This is a genomic window from Paraburkholderia sp. A1BS-2L, from assembly GCF_051125205.1.
Taxonomy (GTDB): Bacteria; Pseudomonadota; Gammaproteobacteria; order Burkholderiales; family Burkholderiaceae; genus Paraburkholderia.
Map to the genome: position 1 here is coordinate 69,473 of NZ_CP120429.1, position 21,668 is coordinate 91,140.

Consider the following 21,668-nt stretch of genomic DNA (forward strand, 5'->3'; position numbering starts at 1 on the left):
CGTGCGCTGCCGTTGCGAGCGGCAACGCAGGCGCGGGCGCCTTTGTCATGGATCCGCGCAGGCAGCGGCGAAGCGTGAGTGTGAGTGCGGGAAAAACGCGAACCGGTGGCCGGTGACGGCTGGGCTCAGGAAACGAACGGGGGATCGCGCGGCCTGCCTGAAGGGAAGGCGCCGAACGGCGTGTGGCGGGTGGAGAGCGGCGCGACGCGATCGAGCGTCGCCACGAGTGCGCGCGACGGCTCGGGCAAAGGAACACCCGGCATCGCGACATGATGTTCGAGCAGATCGCAGTATCCGCACGCGCCGAATGCATCGGCATGCGAAAGATGCGGCTCGCCGGAAGCCGGCTGGATCGCCGAGCAGAGCGCGGCGTCAGGCACGTGCGCGTAGTGCGCGGCAACCAGCTGACTCACGAGCGGCGCGAGCACGATGAGCCACATGGCGACGAGGCCAAGCCATGTGGTCAATAGTTTGTGCTTGCGTGGATTCATGACGGAGCGAACGAAATGCGCGGCGCAGTCTACCACGACGCGCGCGCATTGCGGGCCCCCGACGGCACGCTGAAGATGGTCATAAGCCGTGGCGTATCGAGTGCGGAAATCGGGCCGATGCGGCGTTTTCGAAGGCGTTCTATGGCTCGCATCGGGGCAGTGAGCGACCATGGTCGCTGTCTGTAACGCTTATGGCGCCGCCTTTTGCGCGGCGAACGATCATGCCCGTCTTTTCAATGCGCCAGGCGCCCAGCCTGAGATGGATGGCCCGCACCGCCGAACCTTGCGGCGTGCGCGCGCCTCGTCCTGATGACGCCGCGGCGCTGAACGCTGCACCGCACCCGCGCGAGATCGGCGTGCGGACGCCCCGTTGCGGCATCGAATTGCCCGACGGGTATGCGCTGCGTCTCGAAGCGCGCACGCATGCAACGCCGCACAGCCCCATCGGCTGCCCGCTGGAGGCAAGCGTGCTGCGCCAGTGGTGCGTGCGCAATCTGCAAGGCGATTGCCCCGCGCAGGCGCAGCCCACACCCCCCGCGTTTCTTCAGAAGCACGTTTGAACCCGCAGCGCGGCGGGTTTGGTCCATGTCAGGCCAATCACGCGGATTCACGCTGAATCTCGCATCGCGGCCTGCTCGCGCAGCGCCTCCAGTTCGGCCACCACCTCCTCCGAAAAAGCGCTGACCTCGTCGGTCCACTGGCCGGCTTCGCGCAGCGTCGCGCGCAATTCCAGACAGGCTTCGTTGAGCATCGACGGTCCCAGCACGGCGAGGCCGCCCGAGACGCGATGCGCCCAGTCGCGCAGGCGCTGGAAATCGTGCGTGGCCGCAATCCGCGCATAGTCGGCGATATCGTGATCGGCTTGCTCGACGAAGAGCGGCGCGAGCGCAGACGACAAGACAGGAAAGCGCGGCAAGTCCGCTTCATCGTCGATCGCATCACTCAGGTCGCTCATATCGCTTATGGTGTTCTGGTGGTTTTTTTCGGGCTGAACCGGTGCGGGAGGAACGATGGCATCTTGCGCCGTGTCCGGCAGATGCTCGGCGACGTCGGCGAGCACGCGCGCGAGCGCCGCGAGCGGCACCGGCTTGCTCAGATAATCGGTGAAGCCGGACAGGCGGCCTTGTGCGATTTGTTCGGGCAGCGCATTGCCGCTCACCGCGTAGACGGGCAGCGCCGCGCGCTTCGCGCGCGCGGCCTGCAGCAACTCATAGCCATTCATCTTCGGCATGTTGAGATCGGTGAGCACCACGTCGACATGCACGTCATCGAGCCGCGCGAGCGCTTCTTCGCCGTCCTTCGCTTCGGTCACGTTCGCCCCCAGCGTGCGCAGCTGATCGCGCAGGAGACTGCGGTTGAGCAGATTGTCTTCCGCGATCAGCACGTTCAGCCGCCGGAATTCGCTGTTTTGCAGCGCTTGTGAAGCGGCGGCGCCCGCAGTCCCCACAGCCCCCACAGCCCCCACAGCCCCCACAGCCCCCACAGCCCCCACAGCGGGCGCCGCCTGGTTCCCTCCATGCCCCGCCGCATCGGACCGGGCGCGCAGCATTTGCGTGGCGGTGCGAATGCCCGCAAGACTGTACAGGCTCACTTCCACGCCGCCGTCTTCGCGGGCAAGCGGCACGAGCGGCCCGTCCTGGCTCAGCCAAATAACGTCGGCCATGCTGCCCCACAGGCGTTGCACATCGTCGGCCGAATACTCGCCCGTCACCAGCAGATAGTCCCATGCGCCTTCGCGCGGCGGCGGCTCGCTCGCGCTCAGCCAGGTGGGCGCGCTGACCTTGGGGTCGAAGAGATTCGTGAGCCATTCGTGGTTCTCGGGCGCACGGCACAGCATGGCCGGATGCACTTCGGGCAAGGTCCATTCCTTTCCGGCGGGGGTCGCGTCGCTCACACGCAGCGGCAGCGTGACGATGACGCGCGTGCCCACGCCTAGCGTGCTTTCCACTTCGCAGCGCCCGCGCATGAGTTTCGCGAGGCGTCCGCAGATCGACAAGCCGAGGCCGGTGCCGCGCGCCTCGGTGAGCCGGTGCTCGTCGCCTTGCGTGAACGGCTGGAACAGGCGCGCCTTGAGGGACTCGGGCATGCCCACGCCCGAGTCGGCCACGCTGATTTCGAGCGCGTCGCCGCGCCAGTTCGCGCGCAGCACGACCTTGCCCGAATGCGTGAACTTGAACGCATTGCTCAAGAGGTTATTGACGATCTGCGCGAGCCGCACGGAGTCAAAATAGAGCCGCGCGGGAATCGCGCGGTCCACCACGAGATAGAACGGCAGCTGCGAGCGCGCGGCAAGTGGCGCATGGGTGAGCGCGATGCGCACGAGCAGCGCGGCGATTGATTCGGGTTCCTCAGAAAGCGTCATCGCACCGACGTCGATCTTCGAGAAGTCGAGCACGTCGCTCACGATCTGCAGCAGCTCCGAGGAGGAGACCTGCATGGCCTGCACGCGCGCTTCCTGCTCGGGCGCGAGCGGCCCGCGCGCCACCAGCTCGATGTTGCCGACGAGCGAGGCAAGCGGCGTGCGGATTTCGTGGCTCATTGCCGCGAAGAAGCTCACTTTGCCGCGCGCGGCTTCGTCGCTCGTGCGCTTCGCTTCGCGCAGCAGGCGCTCGGCCTCGTGGTGCTTCGACATGTCGGCGAAGGCGCAGAACATGACGTCCTCGCGGTTCATGGAAGCTGGCGCGTACGTGATCTCCAGATGCACGCTGTCGCCGTCTTCGCGCACGAGCGAGAACGGCAGGACGTAGATGGGCGTGTCGCCGGCCGTCGATGGCGCATGGGGCATATGTTTCTCGAACTCGACACACAGCGCGGCGGGCAGCCGCGTGGCGTGCTCGTCGAGGCCGAGCACGTTGCGCACAATCTGGTTCGCGATCACGATTTCGAAGTCGCGCTGCCGCACGATGCACAGGCCCACTGGCGTGGCATGCACGAGCAGGTGGTTGAGCAGTTCGCCTTCGAGCGCGCGCGTGGCTTCGCCATAGGTGCGCTCGAGCACGTGCCGGTTCCAGTAGCGCGAGAGTGCCACGAGCAGCGCGAGCAGCGCCGCCGTCATCAGCAGGATAATGACGAGCGGCATGCGGATCCGCGCGAGCTCGGCGCCCCAGGACAGCGCGAGCGTGTAATGGCCAAACCCGTATTCGAGCGGCTGCTCGCGCAGCGCCCAGCCGAAACGCGGCAGCAGATGAAAGCGCTCGACGGGCAAGGTCGCGACCACCCGGTCGACGTATTGCGCGGCGGGCGCGGACAGCGTGCTGGCCAGCAACGTGCCGTCGCCGTCGAACAGGGTCGGCTCGATAGTCGATCCGTCCGGCGCTTGCGCTTTCGGCAGCTCGTCGAGATCGATGCTAGTTATCACCAGCGCATAAGGTTCGTTATCCTTGAGAACGGTGCCCGCCGCCAGCACGAGCCGAGGCGCGAAGCCGAGCCCGGCAGGCGGGCGGAACCAGGTCACTTCGCGCCAGGTCCGCGGATCCTTCGGGTCGGTGCCGCGTGCGCTCATGCGCAGCAGCGCCGCGTCCACCAGCACGCGCGCGTCATCCTCGCCGTTGCGCAATGCCTCGGCCCCGTTCTGCGCACTGTGCGGCTGGGGCGCGAGCTGGTGACTCCAGGCGGCGCTGCCGTCGAGGAGCACGATCAGCATCGGCGCATTCTCGTCGATGCGCGAAGCCATTTGCGCGGCACGCTCGCAGAACGTACGCAGGGCCGGCGCCGACTCGCCCGCGCCAAAGACCGGCGTGCAGCGCGGTGGCGCTTCGGTTACGGGCTGCGGCGTGAACATCCCGGCCTCCTGGAGCGTGAACAGCAAGCGCAAGCTCGACAGGAGGGAATAGCGCTGCGCCACCAGCTCGTTCGTTTGCGCCGTGACGGCGCGCAGTTGAGCGGCCTGGCTCGAGAGCGACGCCGCGCCAATGCTGAGCGCCGTGACGATTGCCGCAACGAGCCCGGCGAATGCGAGCATCGCGATCAGCATGGCGAAGACGCGCCGCTCGCGCTTCAGGTTGCGCTCGAGCGCCCTGAGCGCATCGAGGGGCGAAACCACCGAGCCGATGCGCCGTTCCATTATGCGAATCCGTTTTCGCTCGCGTAGCGGATCAGATCGGCATTCGATTCGAGGTGAAGTTTGCGCATGGCCGCGCGCTTCTGAGTGGCGACGGTCGTGACCGAGCGGCTCAGGCGCCTGGAGATTTCGGTGACGCTCAGGCCGAGCGCAAACAGGCGCACGACTTCGAGTTCGCGCGGCGAAAGCGGGTTGGTGCGGCGGAATTCGTCGGCGGTCGAGCCTTCCGTGGCGAGCCGCTCGGCTATGCGCGCGGAGAGCGTCGTGCCGGGCTCGACGAGCGCGCGCTGGCAGACTTGTGCGAGCGTGGGGATCGGTTCGTCCTTGCCAACGAGGCCGGCCACGCCCAGCTCGGCGAGTTCGTGCAGAATGCCGCCGTTGGTGAGCATCGTGAACACGACGAGAGGAATGTCCGGATAGAGCCGGCGCAAGCGGCTGATGAGACGCAGCCCGTCTTCGTCCTCGATCTCGCCCTGCATCGAGAAGTCCGTGACGATGAGATCGCAAGGGGTGCTGCGCAATGTATCGAGAAGCTCGGCGCCTGACCCGGCGGTCGCCACGACCTTGTGTCCGGGTATCTGGTCCAGGTAGTCGGTGACGGCGGTGAGCACGACCGGGTGGTCGTCGGCCACCACGATCCGCAGTTCTTGTGTCGCGTTCGTCATGAGCGTGAGCGTATTGCCTGGATTCGCAGTGTGGAGAAAGTGCATGGCAGCAGCGCTATGGATCCCGCGGCGATGCATGATGCTTATCTCATTGTATGTCAGTGGTTTATCTGAATTATTGTAGGGTGTCTCTGGGTTTTGCGTCGGAATATGTCCTCTCAGGGCGTTTGAATGTTGCGGGGCTGTGCCCGGCGCGTGCATGGCTCGCGACAGGATCAGTGCCGGGCTTGCAGGCGCTCGCTGCCGATGCCATGCGCATCGTCGCTGTTGGCGACCTGGCAGCGCGAGTGGAAGCAGGCGACCGAGAAACGCGCGTCACCGCCCGACGTCGTGGAGCAAGCCTGACTGCATGAGCGCGTGGGCATTTGCGCGAACTGCAGTGGCACGTGGCGCAAGCGCGGCTGCCTGGGGGGCGGGGATTCTATGTGGCGAGCCACAAAGGCGCGCCGAGGCCTCGTGTTGGCGAGGCAAAACATGATGGCGCCTGCTGCCATCGCCCAACCGAGCGCGCCGCACGCTGCCATCAGCCAGAAGGTGGAGGCGGGCTCGTGCCAGAGCAGAAACAGCAAGGCGAAGAAGGCCACATAGAAGAACGGCAGGAGATAGATCCCGATGTCGCTCGCCCATTCGCAAGCGCGCGAGATCCACGACGCGGCGCAACGGTTCCAATGAAGGTGGGGAGCGGCGGACATGGTGGTATCTGATTCGAGATGGCTGGGTGCCGGGTGTGGCGTTGATCGCGTCATGTCTCGACTGTATCGACTCAGGCTGACAGAGAAAATCGGACGATTTCGAGAAACGGACTGACAGCGCCGAAGGCCGCCGAGTGATGTCACACGGCCGAAGGACAATGATGTTGCGTTGCGACATTACAGGCCTGCGAGCAGCGGCGCCGTGATCTTTCGAAGGGAGGATGCGAACTCGATGCGCGGCGCATTGTCCTATACCGCCAGGAGAGGCAGGCGGCCTCGCACGCTGTCTCGTGGCGCGTCGCGCAGCATTTGCGCACGCGCTTTTTCGTAGAACCGTTCAGACAGGAATACTTCATGCGCCGACGTCAATTTCTTCTCGGCTCCAGTGCCGCGCTTGCCGCAAGCGGTTTCGCTCTCGCCGGCTGCACGACAACCCCGCTGGGTTCGGGAGACAGCGCCAGCCAGAACGCAGCGCGCCGCAGCTCCATCGATGCGGGCGTGGACGCCACGCTCGCGCGCCTCTACGGCACCGTGGCCGGGTCGCGCGAGCTGCTTGCGAAGGCGAGCGGCGTGCTCGTGTTCCCGAGCGTGATCTCGGCGGGGTTCTGGTTCGGCGCGCAATACGGCACCGGCGCGCTGCGCGTGAACGGGCGCACCGACGGCTACTACAGCACGCTGGGAGGCTCGTTCGGCCTGCAGATCGGTGCGCAATCCAAGGCCATCGTCTTTGCGTTCATGAACCAGGGCGCGCTCAACGATTTCGTTAACAGCCAGGGCTGGTCGGCAGGCGCCGACGCCACGGTTGCGCTCGTCACCGTGGGGGCGAACGGCAATGTCGACACCTCGACGGCAACCAGTCCAGTCGAGGCGTTCGTGCTGACCAACGCCGGCTTGATGGCCGGTGTCTCGCTCGAAGGCGTGAAGGTCTCGCGGCTGGTGATCTGATCGCCGCTTGAGCGCCGCCTGGCTCATGCAGCCGGCAAAATAGTGCCGGCTGCATGAAAATGCACCTCAGGCGGTCGTACCCTTTCTTATGCAGCGGCGTGCCGTCGGGTGCCGCTTTGCCGGGTTATCCATGATTTTGGAAATATTTATATCTAAATTACAATGACCCGGCACGCGGCACGAATGTGCGCGGCGGCAGAGGGCGATCAACGAAGGGGGCGGTCATGGCGGAGCGGTCGTTTGTCGAGGAAGTGAAGAAACTGCGTCTCGGCGCAGGTGAGGTGTTCAGCGGCGAAGGCATTCTTGCCGTGACGAAGGCGCTGCTCGAATCGGGCGTGGCCTATGTGGCCGGCTACCAGGGCGCGCCGATTTCGCACCTGATGGACGTGCTCGCGGACGCGCAGGACATCCTCGGCGATCATGGCATCCGCTTCGAGAACAGCGCGAGCGAGGCCACCGCCGCGGCGTCGCTGGCCGCCTCCGTCAACTATCCGCTGCGCGGCGCGGTGACCTTCAAGGCCACGGTGGGCACCAACGTCGCGTCCGACGCGCTGGCGAATCTCGCCTCGGGCGGCGTGACGGGCGGGGCGCTCATCATCGTCGGCGAAGACTACGGCGAAGGTTCCTCTATCATGCAGGAGCGCAGCCACGCATTCGCGATGAAGTCGCAAATCTGGCTGCTCGATCCGCGCCCCAATCTACCCTCGATCGTGCAGGCGGTGAAGGACGGCTTCGACCTTTCGGAGGCGAGCCACACGCCCGTCATGCTGCAACTGCGCATTCGCGCGTGCCATGTGCACGGCCAGTTCGTGGCGTCCGATAACCGCCGCTCGGCTTTCACGATCAAGGACGCGCTCGAGCATCCGGTTCGCGATGTCGAGCGCATCGTGCTGCCGCCCGCGAGCTTTCTGCACGAGCGCGAGAAGATTCACGAGCGCTGGCCGGCCGCCGTGCAATTCATCGAAGAGCGACAACTCAACGAATTTTTCTCGGCCGACGCGCGCGATATCGGCATCGCGGTGCAGGGCGGCAGCTACAACACGGTGCTGCGCGCGCTCGAACGGCTGGGTCTCGCCGATGTCTACGGCGAATCGGCCATTCCGCTTTATGTGATGAACGTGGCATACCCGCTCATCGATTCGGAGTGGGAACGATTCTGCGCGGGCAAGCGCGCAGTGCTCGTGATCGAGGAAGGGCAGCCGAACTTCGTCGAGCAGAACGCGAGCGCGATCCTGCGCCAACGCGGCGTGGGCGCCGCGCTGCATGGCAAGGACATGTTGCCGCTCGCCGGCGAATACAACACGGCCACGGTAATGAAGGGGCTGCGCGCGTTCTTCGAGCGCTATGGCGTGCTCGAACCGCTAGCGGCGCCGCGCAAGGTGATTCCGGTGAAGGCCGTGCCCGCCGAGGAAACCGTGCCCGCGCTCGACGCCAGCGTGCACGCGCGCCCGCCCGGCTTTTGCACGGGCTGCCCCGAACGCCCTATCTTCACGGCGATGAAGCTCGTCGAGCGCGAGTTGGGTCCGCACCACGTGAGCGCCGACATCGGCTGTCACCTGTTCTCGATCCTGCCGCCCTTCAATCTGGGCGCGACCACCATGGGCTATGGGCTCGGCAGCGCGAGCGCGTCGGCGCTCAATGCGAGCGCGGACAAGCGCGCCATTTCGGTGATGGGTGACGGCGGCTTCTGGCACAACGGCCTCACGAGCGGCATTGCCAACGCGGTCTTCAACAAGAGCGACAACCTCACGATCGTCGTCGACAACAGCTATACGTCGGCCACGGGCGGCCAGGACATTCTTTCGTCGACGGCGCTCAACCCCACGCGCAGTACGGGCCACGAAATCGAGCAGGCGGTGCGCGGCGTGGGCGTGAAGTGGGTGAAGGCCGTGCGCCGCACCTACGACCTCAAGACGATGATGGCGACGCTCAGGGAAGCGCTCACCACGGGCGAGAAAGGCCCCAAGGTGCTGATCGCGCAGAGCGAATGCATGCTGAACAAGCAGCGCCGCGAAAAGCCGAAGCAGCGCAAGGCGATTGCCGCCGGCGAGCGCGTGGTGCGCGAGCGCTTTGGCGTCGATTCGGATACCTGCACGGGCGATCACTCGTGTATCCGCCTCTCGGGATGCCCGTCGCTATCGATCAAGCCCAACCCCGATCCGCTGCGCACCGATCCGGTGGCAAGCGTGCTCGACAGTTGCGTGGGGTGCGGTTTATGCGGCGAGGTTTCGCACGCGGCCGTGCTGTGCCCGTCGTTCTACCGCGCGCAAATCATCAGCAATCCTTCGAAAATGGACAAGCTGCGCCAGCGCGTGCGCAACGCCGCGATCGGCTGGCTGCAGCGCCGTGAAGCGCGCCGCCGTGCGCGTTATGCCTTCTGAGCGCGAGGAGAGATCATGACTCAAGCACAACCGATCAAGATCGCGATTCTCGCCATGGGCGGCGAGGGCGGCGGCGTGCTGGCCGACTGGATCGTCGACCTGGGCGAGCACAACGGCTACTACGCGCAGACCACCTCGGTGCCGGGCGTCGCGCAGCGCACGGGGGCGACCATTTATTACGTCGAGCTGTTCGCGCGCGACGAGACCGAAGCGCGCGCGCCCATTCTCGCCCTGATGCCGCTGCCCGGCGACGTCGACGTGGTGCTCGCTTCGGAGTTGATGGAAGCAGGCCGCGCGGTGCAACGCGGGCTCGTGACGCCGGAGCGCACGACGCTCGTGGCCTCGACGCACCGCGTGTATTCGATCGCCGAGAAAACCGCCATGGGCGATGGCCGCGTGGACGACCGCGCGCTGATCGCTCACGCGGGCCAGGCCGCGAAGCGCTTCGTGCGCTTCGACATGGCGCAGGCGGCCGAAGCGAGCGGCAGCGTGATCAGCGCGGTGCTGTTCGGCGCGCTCGCGGGCACCGGCGTGCTGCCGTTCAGCCGCCGCCAGTTCGAGGAAACCATCGAGCGCGGCGGCGTGGGCGTGAAGCCCAGCCTGCGTGCTTTCGATCTGGGCCATGCACGCGCGGGCATGGACGAAGCGCAGGACGAGTCACGGGACAACGCACAGGACACAGCGCAAGCCGCCACGCAGGAAGGCGCGCAGCCGAATGCGCAGCAACCCGCGCCGGCGCCGCGCGACCCGGCAGTGGCCCGCTTGCTCGAGCGTGTGCGCACGGAGTTGCCAGCCGAGGTCCAGCCGTTCGCCATCGAGGGCGTGCGCAGGCTGATCGATTATCAGGATCCCGATTATGCGGCGCTGTATCTCGACCGGCTCGCGAAACTGCGCGGCAAGGTGGCCGATGCGCCGGTCAACTTGCTGCGCGAGACGGCGCGCTATCTTGCGCTATGGATGTCGTACGAGGATACGATCCGCGTGGCCGACCTCAAGACGCGCGCCTCGCGTTTCGAGCGCGTGCGCGGCGAGGTGCGCGCGCAGCCGGACCAGCTGCTCGCGATCAACGAGTTCATGCATCCGCGCATCGAGGAAATCTGCGAGACCCTGCCCGCTGGAATCGGCCGCTGGCTCGCGAGGCCTCACGCCGTTCATCGGCTCGTCGAGCGACACACGAAAGCGGGGCGCGTGATCAAGACCAGCTCGCTGCGCGGCTATCTGATGCTCCACGCGGTCGCGCGCCTGCGCGGCATGCGCCGCCGCACGCTGCGCTACGAACTGGAGACCGCGCGCATCGAGGCGTGGCTGCAGCAGATTGCGCAGTCCGCGCAGCACAATCCGGCGTTGGCCGTCGAGGTCGCGCAATGCCAGCGTCTCGTGAAGGGCTACAGCGACACCCATGCCCGCGGGCTCGCGAACTACCAGACGCTGATGGGGGCGGTCGTGCAAGCGGGGGCGCGGCTCGCGCCCGCGACCTTGCGCGAGCTTCGCGACGCGGCACTCGCCGACGAGCACGGCCACAAGCTGCGTGCCGCGCTTGCGCGGCATGCGCTGGCATAATCGCGGCGTTATCCGGGAGACCTTGATTGCGATGAAAACCAGTGCGCCTACTTTCAGACAGCGGCACAAGATTCACTTTTCCGAATGCGATCCGGCCGGCATCGTGTTTTACCCACAGTACTTCGTGCTGTTCAACGACCTCATCGAGTCGTGGATCGACACGCTGCTGCCCGAGGGCTATCACGGTGTGATCGGTGCGCGGCGCGTGGGCCTGCCCACGGTGCGTCTGGAAGTCGATTTCAAGGCGGTCAGCAAGATGGGCGACGAGGTGTGGCTCTCACTCGACGTCGAGCGCATCGGGCATGCGTCGCTCACGCTGGCGTGGGCATGCACGGGTACCGACGGCGTCGTGCGCATGAGCGCCCGGCAGACCATCGTGACGACCTCGCTCGACACGCACAAGGCCATGCCGATTCCCGACGATTTGCGCGACGCGATTGGACGCGCGGCGCCGGCAGCCGAGGTGCGGGCGCGCGAACACTGAGCAGGGCGTGGCCAGGCGCTCAGGCAGGCGGGCGATGCAGATCGATCAGCAGGCGCAGCGTGGCCTTCAGTTCCTCAGCCTTTTGCGCGCCGAGCGGCGCGAGCACCTGATCTTCGTGCCGCCTCGCCTGCACGATCAGTTCGGAAACTAGCTTCTGCCCTTGCGGCGTGATGCGCACGAACGTGACGCGCCGGTCCGTCTCGCTGGGGATGCGCTTGACATAGCCTTGCGCCTCCATGCGGTCGAGCAGCCGCGTCACGGTCGGCTGTTTCGTCACGGAAATCTGCGCCAGGCGGCCGATGCTCATGGCTTTCCCATCGGAAAGCGTGGACAGCACGCGCCAGTCAGATACCTCGAAGCCGGCCGCCTGCACGATCACATGGAATTCGCCGGAGATCAGCTGGCTGACCTGGGCGAGCAGCGCCGGCGTGTAACTGTCGACAAAGCTGTTGGGAGAAGACGGGCTCATACGGGAAATTGACGGGCTGCGGAGTGTGGACGACCTCCGCCGGAACGCAAACATACCACGACCCTCGCACCCGCCTCCCTGTTTCCGAAAGGGGAAAAGGGGTTAACCATGATTTTGGATTGATTTAGGCCTAAAGATAATTTTGGCGTGTGTGGCCGGGTGTGGTGAAAGCCGGGCACGTCGGCAGTCCAACGAGCAGAGGAGCCCAACATGACGAGCAGTCTGGAGCAACTGACCACTGACCTGGCGAGCGGCCGTGTGCGCGTGGTCGATCTCACGCAAACGCTTTCGCCCGATTTCCCGGCCTTGCAACTACCGCCGCAATTCGGCCAGGTGTGGGCGTTCAAGATGGAGAAGATCAGCCAGTACGACGAGCGCGGCCCTGGCTGGTACTGGAACAATTTTTCGTGCGGCGAGCATACCGGCACGCACTTCGATGCGCCGGTGCACTGGATTTCCGGCAAGGACCACGCACAAAACGCCGTGGACACCATCGACGTGAAAAATTTCATTGCGCCGGCCGTGGTGCTGGACGCGAGCGCCGAAGTCGCAGCAAATCCAGACTGGCTGCTCACGGTGGACTTTCTGCAGTCCTGGGAGGCGCGCCACGGCCGCATTCCCGCGGGCGCATGGGTCCTGCTGCGCTCGGACTGGTCGAAGCGCACGGATCCGGCCGAGTTCCTGAACCTGCGCGAAGACGGCGCGCACACGCCGGGGCCGACTCAGGAGGCGGTCGAGTGGCTCATTCACGAGCGCGAGGTGCATGGCTTCGGCGTCGAGACCATCAATACCGACGCGGGGCAGGCCTATGCCTGGCCCGTGCCGTATCCGTGCCACACGCTCATGCACGGCTCGAACCGCTATGGCCTGCAATGCCTGCGCAATCTCGACCAGCTGCCGCCCACGGGCGCGGTGATCGTCTCGGCGCCGCTGAAGATCCAGGCCGGCTCGGGCAGCCCCTTGCGCGTGCTCGCGCTGGTGCAGGACTGAGCTGAATCGCCGCCGCCGCAACGGCCCGGCGGCTTCTTGCCTGGTGGTTCAGCGGCCCGCGCCCAGCGCCTCGCTGAGCACCGCGAAGGTGCGCTCGTCGGTGCGATCGAAATTGAGCGGCGTGACCGAAATGCGCCCCGAGATGACCACGGCCGTTTCCGAATCCGGCCCGTTCTCGCGCGGGCCGCGCGTGAAGCGCAGCCAGTGATATTCAATGCCGCGCGGATCGATTTGCGGAACCACGTCGATGCCCTGCACGAGCCCCACGCCCTGGCGCGTGACAGTGAGCGGTCCGGCCGCGCTCGCATCCACGTCGGGGAAATTCACGTTCAGACATACCGGCGCCTCGTGCGAAATCGCCGCGAGGCGCCGGATCACGTCCGGCGCGAGCGCGCGGGCCGTGTCCCAGCGCACATGCTCGCGGTCGCGGAAGGTCTGGCTCAGCGCGATCGAGGGCAGGCCAAGCAGCAAGCCCGTCATGGCTGCGCCCACCGTGCCCGAAAACATCGTCTCCACGCCGAGATTGGCGCCGCGGTTGATGCCCGAGAGCACGAGCGTGGGCCTCACGTCGCCCATCAGGTGGCGCACCGCCATCACCACGCAGTCGCCGGGCGTGCCGAGCACGCCGAAGCGGCGCTCGCCGCGCCGGCTCACCCGCAGCGGCGAATGCAGGCTGATCGAATGGGACGTGCCGCTCTGGTCGTGCTCGGGCGCGACCACCCACACTTCGTGCGCGAGTTCGGCGGCGACGGCTTCGAGCACTGCGAGGCCGGGCGCGTCGATGCCGTCGTCGTTGGTGAGGAGCACGCAGGGCAGTTTCGGGTCGGATGAGGACATGGCAGGTCTCGTTGGAAGTGGACGGCTATTATCGGCCACCAGGGGGCACTATCGTGCACCCTCGGTCACCACCGGGCCCCATCGGCAGTCAGGACGATTGCGCGCTATTTCGCGCCGGATCATGGTCCATCCGGGATAGACTAGCGGCTCGGCGGCGCCGTGCTCCGGGCCGCCGCTCAAGTTCGAGTTCGTCGATTCAATCGTCAATGTAGTGAATGCGGCCTGCCTGCCGCGAGGAGAGCCCGTGAAGTCGCAAGACCTGCCAGATATTGCTCGCGTCCTGTTTGTCGTCGCGATTCTCTGTGCGTTGACGGTCGGCTCCCTGTACGTCATGCGCCCGTTCATTCCGGGGCTGATCTGGGCGACCATGATCGTCGTTGCAACGTGGCCCGCGATGCTCGCCGTCCAGCGGCGTCTCGGCAATCGGCGCGGGCTTGCCACGCTCGTCATGCTGCTGATCCTGCTGGTCGTGATCGTCCTGCCGCTCTACCAGGCGATCTCCACGCTCGCCGAGCACGGCGCCGAGATCATGGATCTGATCCGCAAGCTGCCCACGTACGCCTTGCCGCCGCCGCCTGGCTGGATTCACGACGTGCCCATGATCGGCCCACGGGCGGCGAGCGAATGGCAGTCGCTCTCCGACGCGGGCCCCGGTGGCCTGCTCGCGCGGCTCGAGCCCTACGTCACCATCGCGGCACACTGGCTCATCGGGCACGCCGCTTCGGTGGGCGTGTTCGTGATCCACATGTTCATCACCGTGATCATCACCGGCGTGCTGTACATGCAAGGCGAGCAGGCCGCCGCCTTCATCCTGCGCTTCGCGGAGCGCGTGGGCCCGCGCTATGGCGCGGAGGCGGTGCGTCTCGCGGGCGCGGCGATCCGCGCGGTGGCGCTCGGCATCGTCGTGACGGCGGTGCTCCAGTCGGCGCTCGGCGGCATCGGGCTCGCGGTGGCGGGCGTCCCGGGCGCGGGCGTGCTCGTCGCCTTGATGCTGATGCTTTGCCTCGCGCAGATCGGCCCGGGCCTGCCGCTGTTAGGCAGTGCGATCTGGCTGTTCGTTCACGACGCGCACCTCGCGGCGATCTTGCTCGGAGTCTGGTCCATTTTCGTCGTCATGCTCGACAACTTCGTGCGTCCGGTGCTGATCCGGCGCGGCGTGAACCTCTCGATGCTGCTGATCCTCTCCGGCGTGCTCGGCGGCATGGTTGCGTTCGGCATCGTGGGCCTGTTCATCGGCCCGGCGATCCTCGCAGTGTCGTCCGCGCTGCTGACTGCGTGGATGAACAAGGCGCCGACCACCCAGCCTGAAGCTCCGCAAGCCTAGCGCAGCGGCCGCGCCATCAACTCATCGAGCAATGCCTGATACGTTTTCACGACCCGCTCGTTGAACGGCAAGAAGCGCGCGATCTCCCGGCGCTGCTGCATGCGCCAGCCGGCGGTGTTGCGCCCGCGCGCGTCGATGGCCCGGATGAGCTGCCGTGCGCCATGATGGGCATCGTTGGCCTCGTAGTAGTAGCCGAGCTCGCGGCACAGCGTGGCGTTGTGCACCAGCGGGTAGCCCTGCCAGCACACTTCCAGATAGAAGTAGTTCAGCGGATTTTCCAGCTGGTTGGAGACCACGACGTCGGTGTTCTGCGCGAGGAAGGTCGGCATGTCGTGGCGGCCGAGAAACAGCGCCTTATGCTCGCGCACGATTTCGAGCTGGTTCATCAGCGCGATGAAATCGCGGTTCTCCTGCACGAGCTTCAGCGCATTGGTCACCTGCAGCAGCTCGATGGCATCGGGGCGCGCGCGATAGGCCAGATCCGCAATCAGCGCGGGGTAGAGGCAGAACTTCACGACGTTGATGTTGGGCTCCATCACCGTGAGCCGGGCCGGCGCGCGGCCTTCGTCGCGTGGCGCGTACACGCCGCCGCCAGGCCGCGCGCGGGTGCGCTCCTCGAGGAACGCCGGGCTCCAGACGAATGGCACGACGCGCCCCGTCGTGCGGCGCAGGACTTCGAGGTAGGACTGGCTGTTGCCGGCCACCTGCGGAATGATCCAGATGTCGTCGTAGCGCTAGTTGACGAACAGATTGCCGTTCCACATGGGCTTGTTGAAGAGCATCCCCTCGGTGGCGTGGATGTACTCGAAGCCGCAGCAGTAGGAGATCAGCCGCACGCCGCGCGACTTCAGCCACGCGGTGCGTTCGCCGTCCAGCTGGCCGCCCAGTTCGATCATGAGGTCCAGTTCGTCCTTCGCCTCGTCGAACGCGCGCGTGGGCCAGCGATCGAGACTCCACGGCAGTTCGCGCGTCACCGGCACGGCGGTGGTGTTCACGAGCGTGACGCTCGCGACGCCGGGGCAGTGCCGCAGCGTGTCGGCGAGAAACACTGCGTTCTGCTTGATGCCGTTGTTCCAGGGCGTTTCGTTGGGCTGATGCAGCCCGATCGTGACGCCGATTCTGAGGTCTTTGGCTCGGTTCTTGCCGTTTTGCGTGGCGGTGCTCATGCTGCTCCCTATTCGAACAGCGCGGCAATGGCGGCGCCGTAGGCATGGACGTTGGCGGCGTACTCGGGGTGCAGCGTCGCGAGGAACGCTTGCGCATCGCGCCTGTACGAATCCAGGTTGTTGTCGTGCGTGGCGAGTGCGTGCAACAAGGCTTGCCCGCCTTCCTCGCAGTCGAAGTCGTGATAGCGATAGCCGCAGTTGCCGATCAGATGCGAGTTGTGCACGAGCGGATAGCCGCCGTGCAATGCTTCGTAGTACAGGTAATTCTGCGGGTTCTCCCATTGATGCGTGGCGACCACATCCACGTCCCGCGCCATGACCTGATAGAACGGATAGCGCCCTTCGAACGACGCCAGCCCGTGGCGCACGATATCGAGACTATTGGCGAAGCTGCGAAAGCCTGCATGCTCCCTGGACTTGAAGATGTTGTAGACCCACACGTGTTCGAGCGCATCGGGATTCGCGCGGTGCGCGCTCTCGCAGCACAGCATCGGAATCTGGCTGGTCTTGACCATGCAGATGTTCGGCTCGAAGATGCCCGCGCGCCAGCGGCGGCGGCCCGGCTCGTAGCCGAAATGCTGGCCTTCGGGCAGCGCGGCGGCGGCCTTCTCGAGCACGAGCGGGGTCCACAGATGAGGCATGATGCGCACCGATGCGCGCATGGCGCTGCGATAGTACGGCATGCAAGTGGTTTCGTACTCGGCCAGCGTCCAGATCTCGTCGTAAGGCGCGCCGCTGATGAGCAGCGCGTGCGGCAGGTTGAAAATCATGCGCTCGATGTCGATCACATAGTCGTTGCCCACGCGCATCGAGACGACCTTGCCGCCGCGCTCGCGGAAGTTGGCAATCCACGCGCGGTCGAGCTGCGCGCTCATTTCGACCATCAGGTCGAGCCGCGTGGCCGATTCGGCCATGTCGATGAGCGGCGCAGGCGCGTCCTTGACGAAGCGGCGCGCATCTTCGAGGTCGCCGTCGCCGCCGCCGATCACGAGATAAACCTCGGCCACCGATGGAACCTTGCGCAGGAGCATCACGAGAAAGAGGCAGTTCTGGAAGATGCCGTTTTCCCACAGCGACTGCTCGCCCTTGCGCACGAAGAGCGATACGCCAACCTTGAGGCCGTGCGGCGTCGATGCAGCCCGGCGGCATTGCGAGGATGCGGGCTGCATGTTTTGCTGCCTGGTGTCAGGCGTGTTCATACGGACCTCCGGATCGGGGCGTGCTCGACGAGCGCTTGCAGGCGCTGCGCATAGCCACGCAGATTTGCTTCGTTATACGGATCAACTGCGTCGAACACGGTGCGCGTGCGGGCGCGGTACGCGGTAAGCCCGGCGTCGTGCGTGCGCGCGGCGGCGATCAGCTGGTGGCCGCCTTCGTGAGCGTCGAAGCCCGGGTAGTAATAGCCCGCGCCGAAGCCGGCAAGCCATGGCGAGTTGTGAATGAGCGGGTAATCGCCGTACAGCACGTCGAGATAGCTGTAGTTCTGGTCGTTGTCCCATTGATGCACGACCACGGCGTCGGTGTGCTGGCTCATGAAGCCCGCGATATCGTCGCGGCCATGAAAGGTGGCGCGATGCTCGCGCACGAGATCGAGCGAGTTGGCCAGATGCAGCATCGTCAGATGATCTTTCATGTGCAGCGTGTTGAGCGCGTGCAGCGCGGCGATGCTCGCGCGGTCGGCGCGGTACGCCTCATCGCAGGCCAGCATCGGGATGCTCGAGCACTTCACTACCGAGATATTCGGCTCGAAGATCGCCACGCGCAGCGCGCCGCCGGCAGCTTCGCGAGCGCTGCGGCTGCGCTCTGTTCCATAGCCGTATTCCAGGCCGTGCTGGGCCAGTTCGGCGATGCGCGCCTGCAGGAAACCCGCGTGCCACACATAGGGCACCACGTGGACGGGGCAGCGGTGCAGCGTGCGCATCATCGGCACGTGCAGGCGGTCCTTGGGGACTACCCAGATTTCGTCGCAGCGGTCCGGGCGCGAGGTGTGCACGGGCTTGTTGAACACGACCGGCTCTACGAGCCCCACGTACGGTTGCCCGCAGCAGTAATAGACCACCTTGCGGCCACGCGCGCCCATCAGGTCGAGCCACGCGTTATCGAGCGCGCCGGCCATTTCGATGACCACGTCGACGGCGTCCGTCGCTTCGCGCTGGGTGAGGATGGAGAGGCCCGGCGCGATGGCGTCGACCGGTTGCGGCAGGCGCTGTTCGCTGCCGACGTCGATGAGCACGACCGACTCCGCGAGCGGGAGCCGCTGGAAAGCTTGTGCAATGAGCTGGCGACCGGCATGAACTCGTTCGCCACTGGCTGCGGCTCGCAGGCGACCGGCATCGGCTCGAACGCGAATGGCTGGGGCGCGGTTGCCTCGGGTACGGGCGCATCGTCCCTCGGCATCAACGCGACCGCATCGGGCCAGGGCTCGTTTGCGTTTGGCACGTACGCGACCGCGAGCGCCACGGACACGGTCGCCATTGGCACGCTCGCGAATGCGAGCGGAAGGGCCGCGCTCGCGTTGGGTGGACAGTCCACGGCAGCCGGCCAGTCGGCCGTTGCGCTCGGCTATCTCGCGGTGGCGCAAGGCAACTATGGCATCGCCCAGGGCGACAGCTCGGTGGCGGGCGCGACGGGGTAGAACGTGGCGATCGGCTCGGCCGCCACCAACGCGAACAGCACGACCGCCGCCGGCGGCGCCGTGGCCATCGGCCGTGCGCAGAGCGCGACCGGCGACGGCGCGGTCGCGCTCGGCAGCGCCAACAAGGCGCTGGGCAACGGCGCGGTCGCGCTCGGTCTCACGACGACCGCCAACGGCACCGGCGCGCTTGCGCTCGGCAGCACCACGACGGCCAGCGCAACGAACGCCGTGGCGATCGGCCCGAACGCGAACGCTACCTATGCGGACAGCGTGGCGATTGGCGCCAACAGCACGACCGGCGCCGCCGCTCCGACGGGCACCGGCTACGCCACCGGCACGGCGGCACCCGTGGCCGAGGTCTCGGTCGGCAACGCGGGCGAGCTGCGTCGCGTCACCAACGTCGCGGACGGCTCGGCACCGCAAGATGCCGTAACGGTTGCCCAATTGAGCACGAGCGATTCGAGCCTCTCGACGAGCGTCAGCTCGCTCTCGACCGGTCTCTCGACGACCGGTAGCAACCTCGCGAGCCTGTCCACGTCGGCCTCGGCGGGGCTGAGCTCGCTCTCGACAGTCACCTCCACGGGTCTGTCTTCGCTGTCGACCGGTCTCTCGACCACGGATAGCAACCTCACGAGCCTGTCCATTTCGTCCTCGACGGGCTTGAGCTCGCTCTCGACGGGTCTGTCGACCACCAACAGCAACGTCGCGAGCCTCTCGAGCGGCGTCGACTCGCTGTCCACGGGTCTGTGGACGACCAACAGCAGCCTCGTGAGCCTGTCGACGGCAACCGCAAACGCCACCGGCAACACCGACTCGCTGTCGACGGCACTGGCCGATCTGGCCACCTCGTCCTCGACCAGCATCAGTTCGCTGTCGACCAGCATCGATACGCTGTCGACTTCGGCTTCGACGGGTCTCAGCTCGCTCTCGACCGTGACCTCCACTGGTCTGTCCTCGCTCTCCACTGGTCTCTCGACCACCGATAGCAACCTGGCCAGCCTGTCCTCGTCGACCTCGACGAGCATCGACTCCCTGTCGACCTCGTCGAGCGTGGCCTCGCTGTCGACCGGCCTCTCGACGGTCAGCTCGCAGGTGAACTCGCTGTCCACCACGGTTGCGCCGGTGGTCCAGATGATCGACGCTGCGAATGCCGCGGGCAACGCCTTCATGGGCACGCTGGCCGGCGGCATGAACAACGACGGCACGGTGCAAACGCGTGGCGCGACGGGCGGTGCGATTCAGAACGTCAGCGCGCAGAACTGCTCGTCGGTGAACGGTGTGGACGCAACGGGTTCGGGTCTGTGCGTGACCGCCAACGGCGAAGGCGCAACGGCTTACGGCTCGAGCGCCAACGCCACAGGCGACAACTCGACGGCCATGGGCCACCGCGCCACGACGGCGAACGCGAACACCGTGGCAGTCGGCTCGGGTTCGATCGCCGCGGGTCATAACGGCACGGCGGTGGGCGTGAACTCGCGCGCCTCGGGTGCCGGTTCGGTGGCGGTAGGCTATGGCGCCTCGGCGCCGGGCGCCAACTCGGTGGCCATCGGCCAGGGCTCGGTCGCCGATCAGGACAACACCGTCTCGTTCGGCGCGGCCGGCACGGAGCGCCGCCTCACCAACATCGCGGCGGGCGTGGCCCCGACCGATGCCGCAACGGTCTCGCAGCTCGGCAGCGTGCAGAGCAACGTGAACAACGTGGCGCGCACGGCCTACGCCGGCACGGCACTCGCGATGGCCATGAGCGGCACGTATCTGCCGTCGCTCAACGCCGGCGAGAAGACGGTGGGCGTGGGCTTCGGTTCATACCAGGGCTACAGCGCGGTTGCGGTGAACTTCAAGGGCTTGTCGGGCAACGGCCGCTGGGGTTACGGCGCCGGTGTCTCGACAACGGGTCATGACGTCGGCGTGAACGCGGGGGTGGGCTGGAAGTGGTAAGCCAGCACTAGCAGGGGAGTAAAACCAAAACTAAAAGCAGCAGTGCAGTGAACGACGGGCGGCCGGCAACGGTCGCCCGTTTTTTTACGACTGCATCGCGCAGCCGCAAGCGCTTCCATCCGGCCGTCCAATCCTGACCTTATTATTCGTATGCGGCAGTGCAGCAACGATCGGGTATGCTGTCGGCTCTATTAAAAATTTCCATTCGAGAGACGAGCATGCGGCGTGTCGTATTCAATCAGAAAGGCGGCGTAGGGAAGTCGACGATCGTTTGCAATCTTGCAGCAATTAGCGCCAGCGAAGGGCTGAGAACGCTGGTCATCGATCTGGATGCGCAGGCGAATTCAACCCAGTACCTGCTGGGCGCGCAAGCCGGCGAGGTGCGTTCCACGGTGGCGAGCTTCTTTGAGACCGCGTTGACGTTCAGCTTCAAACCCGTGGACGTGACGTCGTTCATTCATCCGACACCGTTTGAGAACCTCGACATCATGCCCGGTCATGCCGACCTGGATACGCTGCACGGCAAGCTGGAATCCCGCTACAAGATCTACAAGCTGCGCGACGCGCTCAACGAGCTCGACATGTACGACGCGGTGTATATCGACACGCCGCCGGCATTGAACTTCTACACTCGCGCCGCGCTGATCGCCGTCGAGCGTTGCCTGATTCCGTTCGACTGCGACGACTTCTCCCGGCGCGCGCTTTACACGCTGCTCGAAAACGTGAAGGAGATCCAGCAGGATCACAACGCCGCGCTGGAGGTGGAGGGCATCGTCATCAACCAGTTTCAGCCGCGCGCAAGCCTGCCTCAAAAGCTGGTCGACGAACTGATCGGCGAGGGCTTGCCGGTGCTGGCTTCGCGGCTGTCTTCGTCGGTGAAGATTCGCGAATCGCATCAGCAGGCGACTCCCGTTGTCCACCTCGATCCGGGACACAAGCTCTCGCGTGAATATCGGGCCTTGCATCAGGAGCTGACGCAGTAGCTGCGCCGTCCGGCGTCCGGCGTCCGGCGGACCCGGGGAGTGGAGCCC

At 66.0% G+C, this 21,668-nt stretch carries 18 protein-coding genes and 1 pseudogene; 10 read left to right on the forward strand and 9 right to left on the reverse strand.

Translation table 11 applies throughout. The annotated features are described in order from the left end of the window. Window positions 1-125 precede the first annotated feature (125 nt). Entirely contained in the window at window positions 126-467 is a 342-nt protein-coding gene (locus P5W98_RS15125; protein WP_421025487.1) for a DUF2946 domain-containing protein, read from the reverse strand. Between the two features lie 245 nt (window positions 468-712). Here P5W98_RS15125 and P5W98_RS15130 point away from each other — a divergent pair, with 245 nt between their 5' ends. Further along, a complete protein-coding gene (locus P5W98_RS15130; protein WP_421025486.1) occupies window positions 713-1,051 on the forward strand; it encodes a hypothetical protein in 339 nt (112 codons plus the stop codon). Between the two features lie 47 nt (window positions 1,052-1,098). Here the strand turns inward: P5W98_RS15130 and P5W98_RS15135 are convergent, their stop codons facing one another. The 3 genes from P5W98_RS15135 to P5W98_RS15145 form a co-directional block, all read right to left on the reverse strand. Further along, a complete protein-coding gene (locus P5W98_RS15135; protein WP_421074001.1) occupies window positions 1,099-4,554 on the reverse strand; it encodes a hybrid sensor histidine kinase/response regulator in 3,456 nt (1,151 codons plus the stop codon). Next, the gene (locus P5W98_RS15140; RefSeq protein WP_421027006.1) at window positions 4,554-5,216 is read right to left on the reverse strand and encodes a response regulator; all 663 of its coding nucleotides are present in this window, start codon (window positions 5,214-5,216) and stop codon (window positions 4,554-4,556) included. The genes P5W98_RS15135 and P5W98_RS15140 overlap by 1 nt, the downstream gene beginning before the upstream one ends. A gap of 215 nt (window positions 5,217-5,431) precedes the next feature. After that, window positions 5,432-5,908 (reverse strand): hypothetical protein, encoded by a 477-nt coding sequence (locus tag P5W98_RS15145; protein WP_421025484.1) that lies wholly within the window; start codon window positions 5,906-5,908, stop codon window positions 5,432-5,434. A gap of 354 nt (window positions 5,909-6,262) precedes the next feature. Between P5W98_RS15145 and P5W98_RS15150 the strand changes: the two genes are divergently transcribed. The 4 genes from P5W98_RS15150 (at window position 6,263) to P5W98_RS15165 (ending at window position 11,278) form a co-directional block, all read left to right on the forward strand. Continuing rightward, window positions 6,263-6,853, forward strand: a complete 591-nt coding sequence (locus P5W98_RS15150; protein WP_421025483.1) for a BPSL1445 family SYLF domain-containing lipoprotein — start codon at window positions 6,263-6,265, stop codon at window positions 6,851-6,853. A 224-nt stretch (window positions 6,854-7,077) separates the two neighbouring features. Continuing rightward, complete coding sequence (locus P5W98_RS15155; protein ID WP_421025482.1) at window positions 7,078-9,234, forward strand: thiamine pyrophosphate-dependent enzyme; 2,157 nt, start codon at window positions 7,078-7,080, stop codon at window positions 9,232-9,234. Between the two features lie 15 nt (window positions 9,235-9,249). Continuing rightward, window positions 9,250-10,794 carry an indolepyruvate oxidoreductase subunit beta family protein gene (locus P5W98_RS15160; RefSeq protein WP_421025481.1) on the forward strand — a complete coding sequence of 515 codons (1,545 nt, stop codon included), beginning with the start codon at window positions 9,250-9,252 and terminating at the stop codon, window positions 10,792-10,794. Between the two features lie 31 nt (window positions 10,795-10,825). Beyond that, window positions 10,826-11,278, forward strand: coding sequence for an acyl-CoA thioesterase (locus P5W98_RS15165; protein ID WP_421025480.1), 453 nt, complete (start codon window positions 10,826-10,828; stop codon window positions 11,276-11,278). Between the two features lie 19 nt (window positions 11,279-11,297). Here the strand turns inward: P5W98_RS15165 and P5W98_RS15170 are convergent, their stop codons facing one another. Then, window positions 11,298-11,747 carry a MarR family winged helix-turn-helix transcriptional regulator gene (locus tag P5W98_RS15170; protein WP_421025479.1) on the reverse strand — a complete coding sequence of 150 codons (450 nt, stop codon included), beginning with the start codon at window positions 11,745-11,747 and terminating at the stop codon, window positions 11,298-11,300. A gap of 210 nt (window positions 11,748-11,957) precedes the next feature. Between P5W98_RS15170 and P5W98_RS15175 the strand changes: the two genes are divergently transcribed. Beyond that, window positions 11,958-12,737: a cyclase family protein gene (locus P5W98_RS15175; protein ID WP_421025478.1), complete on the forward strand. Its 780-nt coding sequence runs from the start codon at window positions 11,958-11,960 to the stop codon at window positions 12,735-12,737. Between the two features lie 48 nt (window positions 12,738-12,785). On the opposite strand, the gene surE is transcribed toward P5W98_RS15175, so the two are convergent. Beyond that, window positions 12,786-13,574 (reverse strand): 5'/3'-nucleotidase SurE, encoded by a 789-nt coding sequence (gene surE, locus P5W98_RS15180; protein WP_421025477.1) that lies wholly within the window; start codon window positions 13,572-13,574, stop codon window positions 12,786-12,788. Window positions 13,575-13,818: 244 nt separating this feature from the next. Here surE and ydiK point away from each other — a divergent pair, with 244 nt between their 5' ends. Further along, complete coding sequence (gene ydiK / locus P5W98_RS15185; protein ID WP_421025476.1) at window positions 13,819-14,898, forward strand: AI-2E family transporter YdiK; 1,080 nt, start codon at window positions 13,819-13,821, stop codon at window positions 14,896-14,898. On the opposite strand, the pseudogene P5W98_RS15190 reads toward ydiK, so the two are convergent. From P5W98_RS15190 to P5W98_RS15200, 3 genes and pseudogenes are all read right to left on the reverse strand, one after another. Continuing rightward, window positions 14,895-16,064 (reverse strand): annotated as a pseudogene (locus P5W98_RS15190) (DUF2827 domain-containing protein). The gene ydiK and the pseudogene P5W98_RS15190 sit on opposite strands and share 4 nt — an antisense overlap. 8 nt (window positions 16,065-16,072) lie before the next feature. Beyond that, on the reverse strand, window positions 16,073-17,233 hold the full coding sequence (locus tag P5W98_RS15195) for a DUF2827 domain-containing protein (RefSeq protein ID WP_421027005.1): 1,161 nt from the start codon (window positions 17,231-17,233) through the stop codon (window positions 16,073-16,075). 26 nt (window positions 17,234-17,259) lie between these two features. After that, window positions 17,260-18,297 carry a DUF2827 family protein gene (locus P5W98_RS15200; protein WP_421025475.1) on the reverse strand — a complete coding sequence of 346 codons (1,038 nt, stop codon included), beginning with the start codon at window positions 18,295-18,297 and terminating at the stop codon, window positions 17,260-17,262. A 57-nt stretch (window positions 18,298-18,354) separates the two neighbouring features. Between P5W98_RS15200 and P5W98_RS15205 the strand changes: the two genes are divergently transcribed. The 3 genes from P5W98_RS15205 to P5W98_RS15215 all read left to right on the forward strand — a co-directional run bounded on the left by P5W98_RS15205 (window position 18,355) and on the right by P5W98_RS15215 (window position 21,620). Continuing rightward, on the forward strand, window positions 18,355-18,699 hold the full coding sequence (locus tag P5W98_RS15205; RefSeq protein ID WP_421025474.1) for a hypothetical protein: 345 nt from the start codon (window positions 18,355-18,357) through the stop codon (window positions 18,697-18,699). Window positions 18,700-18,702: 3 nt separating this feature from the next. Then, on the forward strand, window positions 18,703-20,637 hold the full coding sequence (locus P5W98_RS15210; RefSeq protein ID WP_421025473.1) for a YadA family autotransporter adhesin: 1,935 nt from the start codon (window positions 18,703-18,705) through the stop codon (window positions 20,635-20,637). A 218-nt stretch (window positions 20,638-20,855) separates the two neighbouring features. Next, the gene (locus P5W98_RS15215) at window positions 20,856-21,620 is read left to right on the forward strand and encodes a ParA family protein (RefSeq protein WP_421025472.1); all 765 of its coding nucleotides are present in this window, start codon (window positions 20,856-20,858) and stop codon (window positions 21,618-21,620) included. Window positions 21,621-21,668 lie beyond the last annotated feature (48 nt).

What these genes read in the sequence shown, in the direction of transcription:
- P5W98_RS15130 (WP_421025486.1), top strand. Translation starts at nt 713, where the DNA reads ATGCCCGTCTTTTCAATGCGCCAGGCGCCCAGCCTGAGATGGATGGCC.
- P5W98_RS15135 (WP_421074001.1), bottom strand. Translation starts at nt 4,554, where the DNA reads ATGGAACGGCGCATCGGCTCGGTGGTTTCGCCCCTCGATGCGCTCAGG.
- P5W98_RS15140 (WP_421027006.1), bottom strand. Translation starts at nt 5,216, where the DNA reads ATGACGAACGCGACACAAGAACTGCGGATCGTGGTGGCCGACGACCAC.
- P5W98_RS15145 (WP_421025484.1), bottom strand. Translation starts at nt 5,908, where the DNA reads ATGTCCGCCGCTCCCCACCTTCATTGGAACCGTTGCGCCGCGTCGTGG.
- P5W98_RS15150 (WP_421025483.1), top strand. Translation starts at nt 6,263, where the DNA reads ATGCGCCGACGTCAATTTCTTCTCGGCTCCAGTGCCGCGCTTGCCGCA.
- P5W98_RS15155 (WP_421025482.1), top strand. Translation starts at nt 7,078, where the DNA reads ATGGCGGAGCGGTCGTTTGTCGAGGAAGTGAAGAAACTGCGTCTCGGC.
- P5W98_RS15160 (WP_421025481.1), top strand. Translation starts at nt 9,250, where the DNA reads ATGACTCAAGCACAACCGATCAAGATCGCGATTCTCGCCATGGGCGGC.
- P5W98_RS15165 (WP_421025480.1), top strand. Translation starts at nt 10,826, where the DNA reads ATGAAAACCAGTGCGCCTACTTTCAGACAGCGGCACAAGATTCACTTT.
- P5W98_RS15170 (WP_421025479.1), bottom strand. Translation starts at nt 11,747, where the DNA reads ATGAGCCCGTCTTCTCCCAACAGCTTTGTCGACAGTTACACGCCGGCG.
- P5W98_RS15175 (WP_421025478.1), top strand. Translation starts at nt 11,958, where the DNA reads ATGACGAGCAGTCTGGAGCAACTGACCACTGACCTGGCGAGCGGCCGT.
- surE (WP_421025477.1), bottom strand. Translation starts at nt 13,574, where the DNA reads ATGTCCTCATCCGACCCGAAACTGCCCTGCGTGCTCCTCACCAACGAC.
- P5W98_RS15195 (WP_421027005.1), bottom strand. Translation starts at nt 17,233, where the DNA reads ATGCAGCCCGCATCCTCGCAATGCCGCCGGGCTGCATCGACGCCGCAC.
- P5W98_RS15205 (WP_421025474.1), top strand. Translation starts at nt 18,355, where the DNA reads ATGAACTCGTTCGCCACTGGCTGCGGCTCGCAGGCGACCGGCATCGGC.
- P5W98_RS15215 (WP_421025472.1), top strand. Translation starts at nt 20,856, where the DNA reads ATGCGGCGTGTCGTATTCAATCAGAAAGGCGGCGTAGGGAAGTCGACG.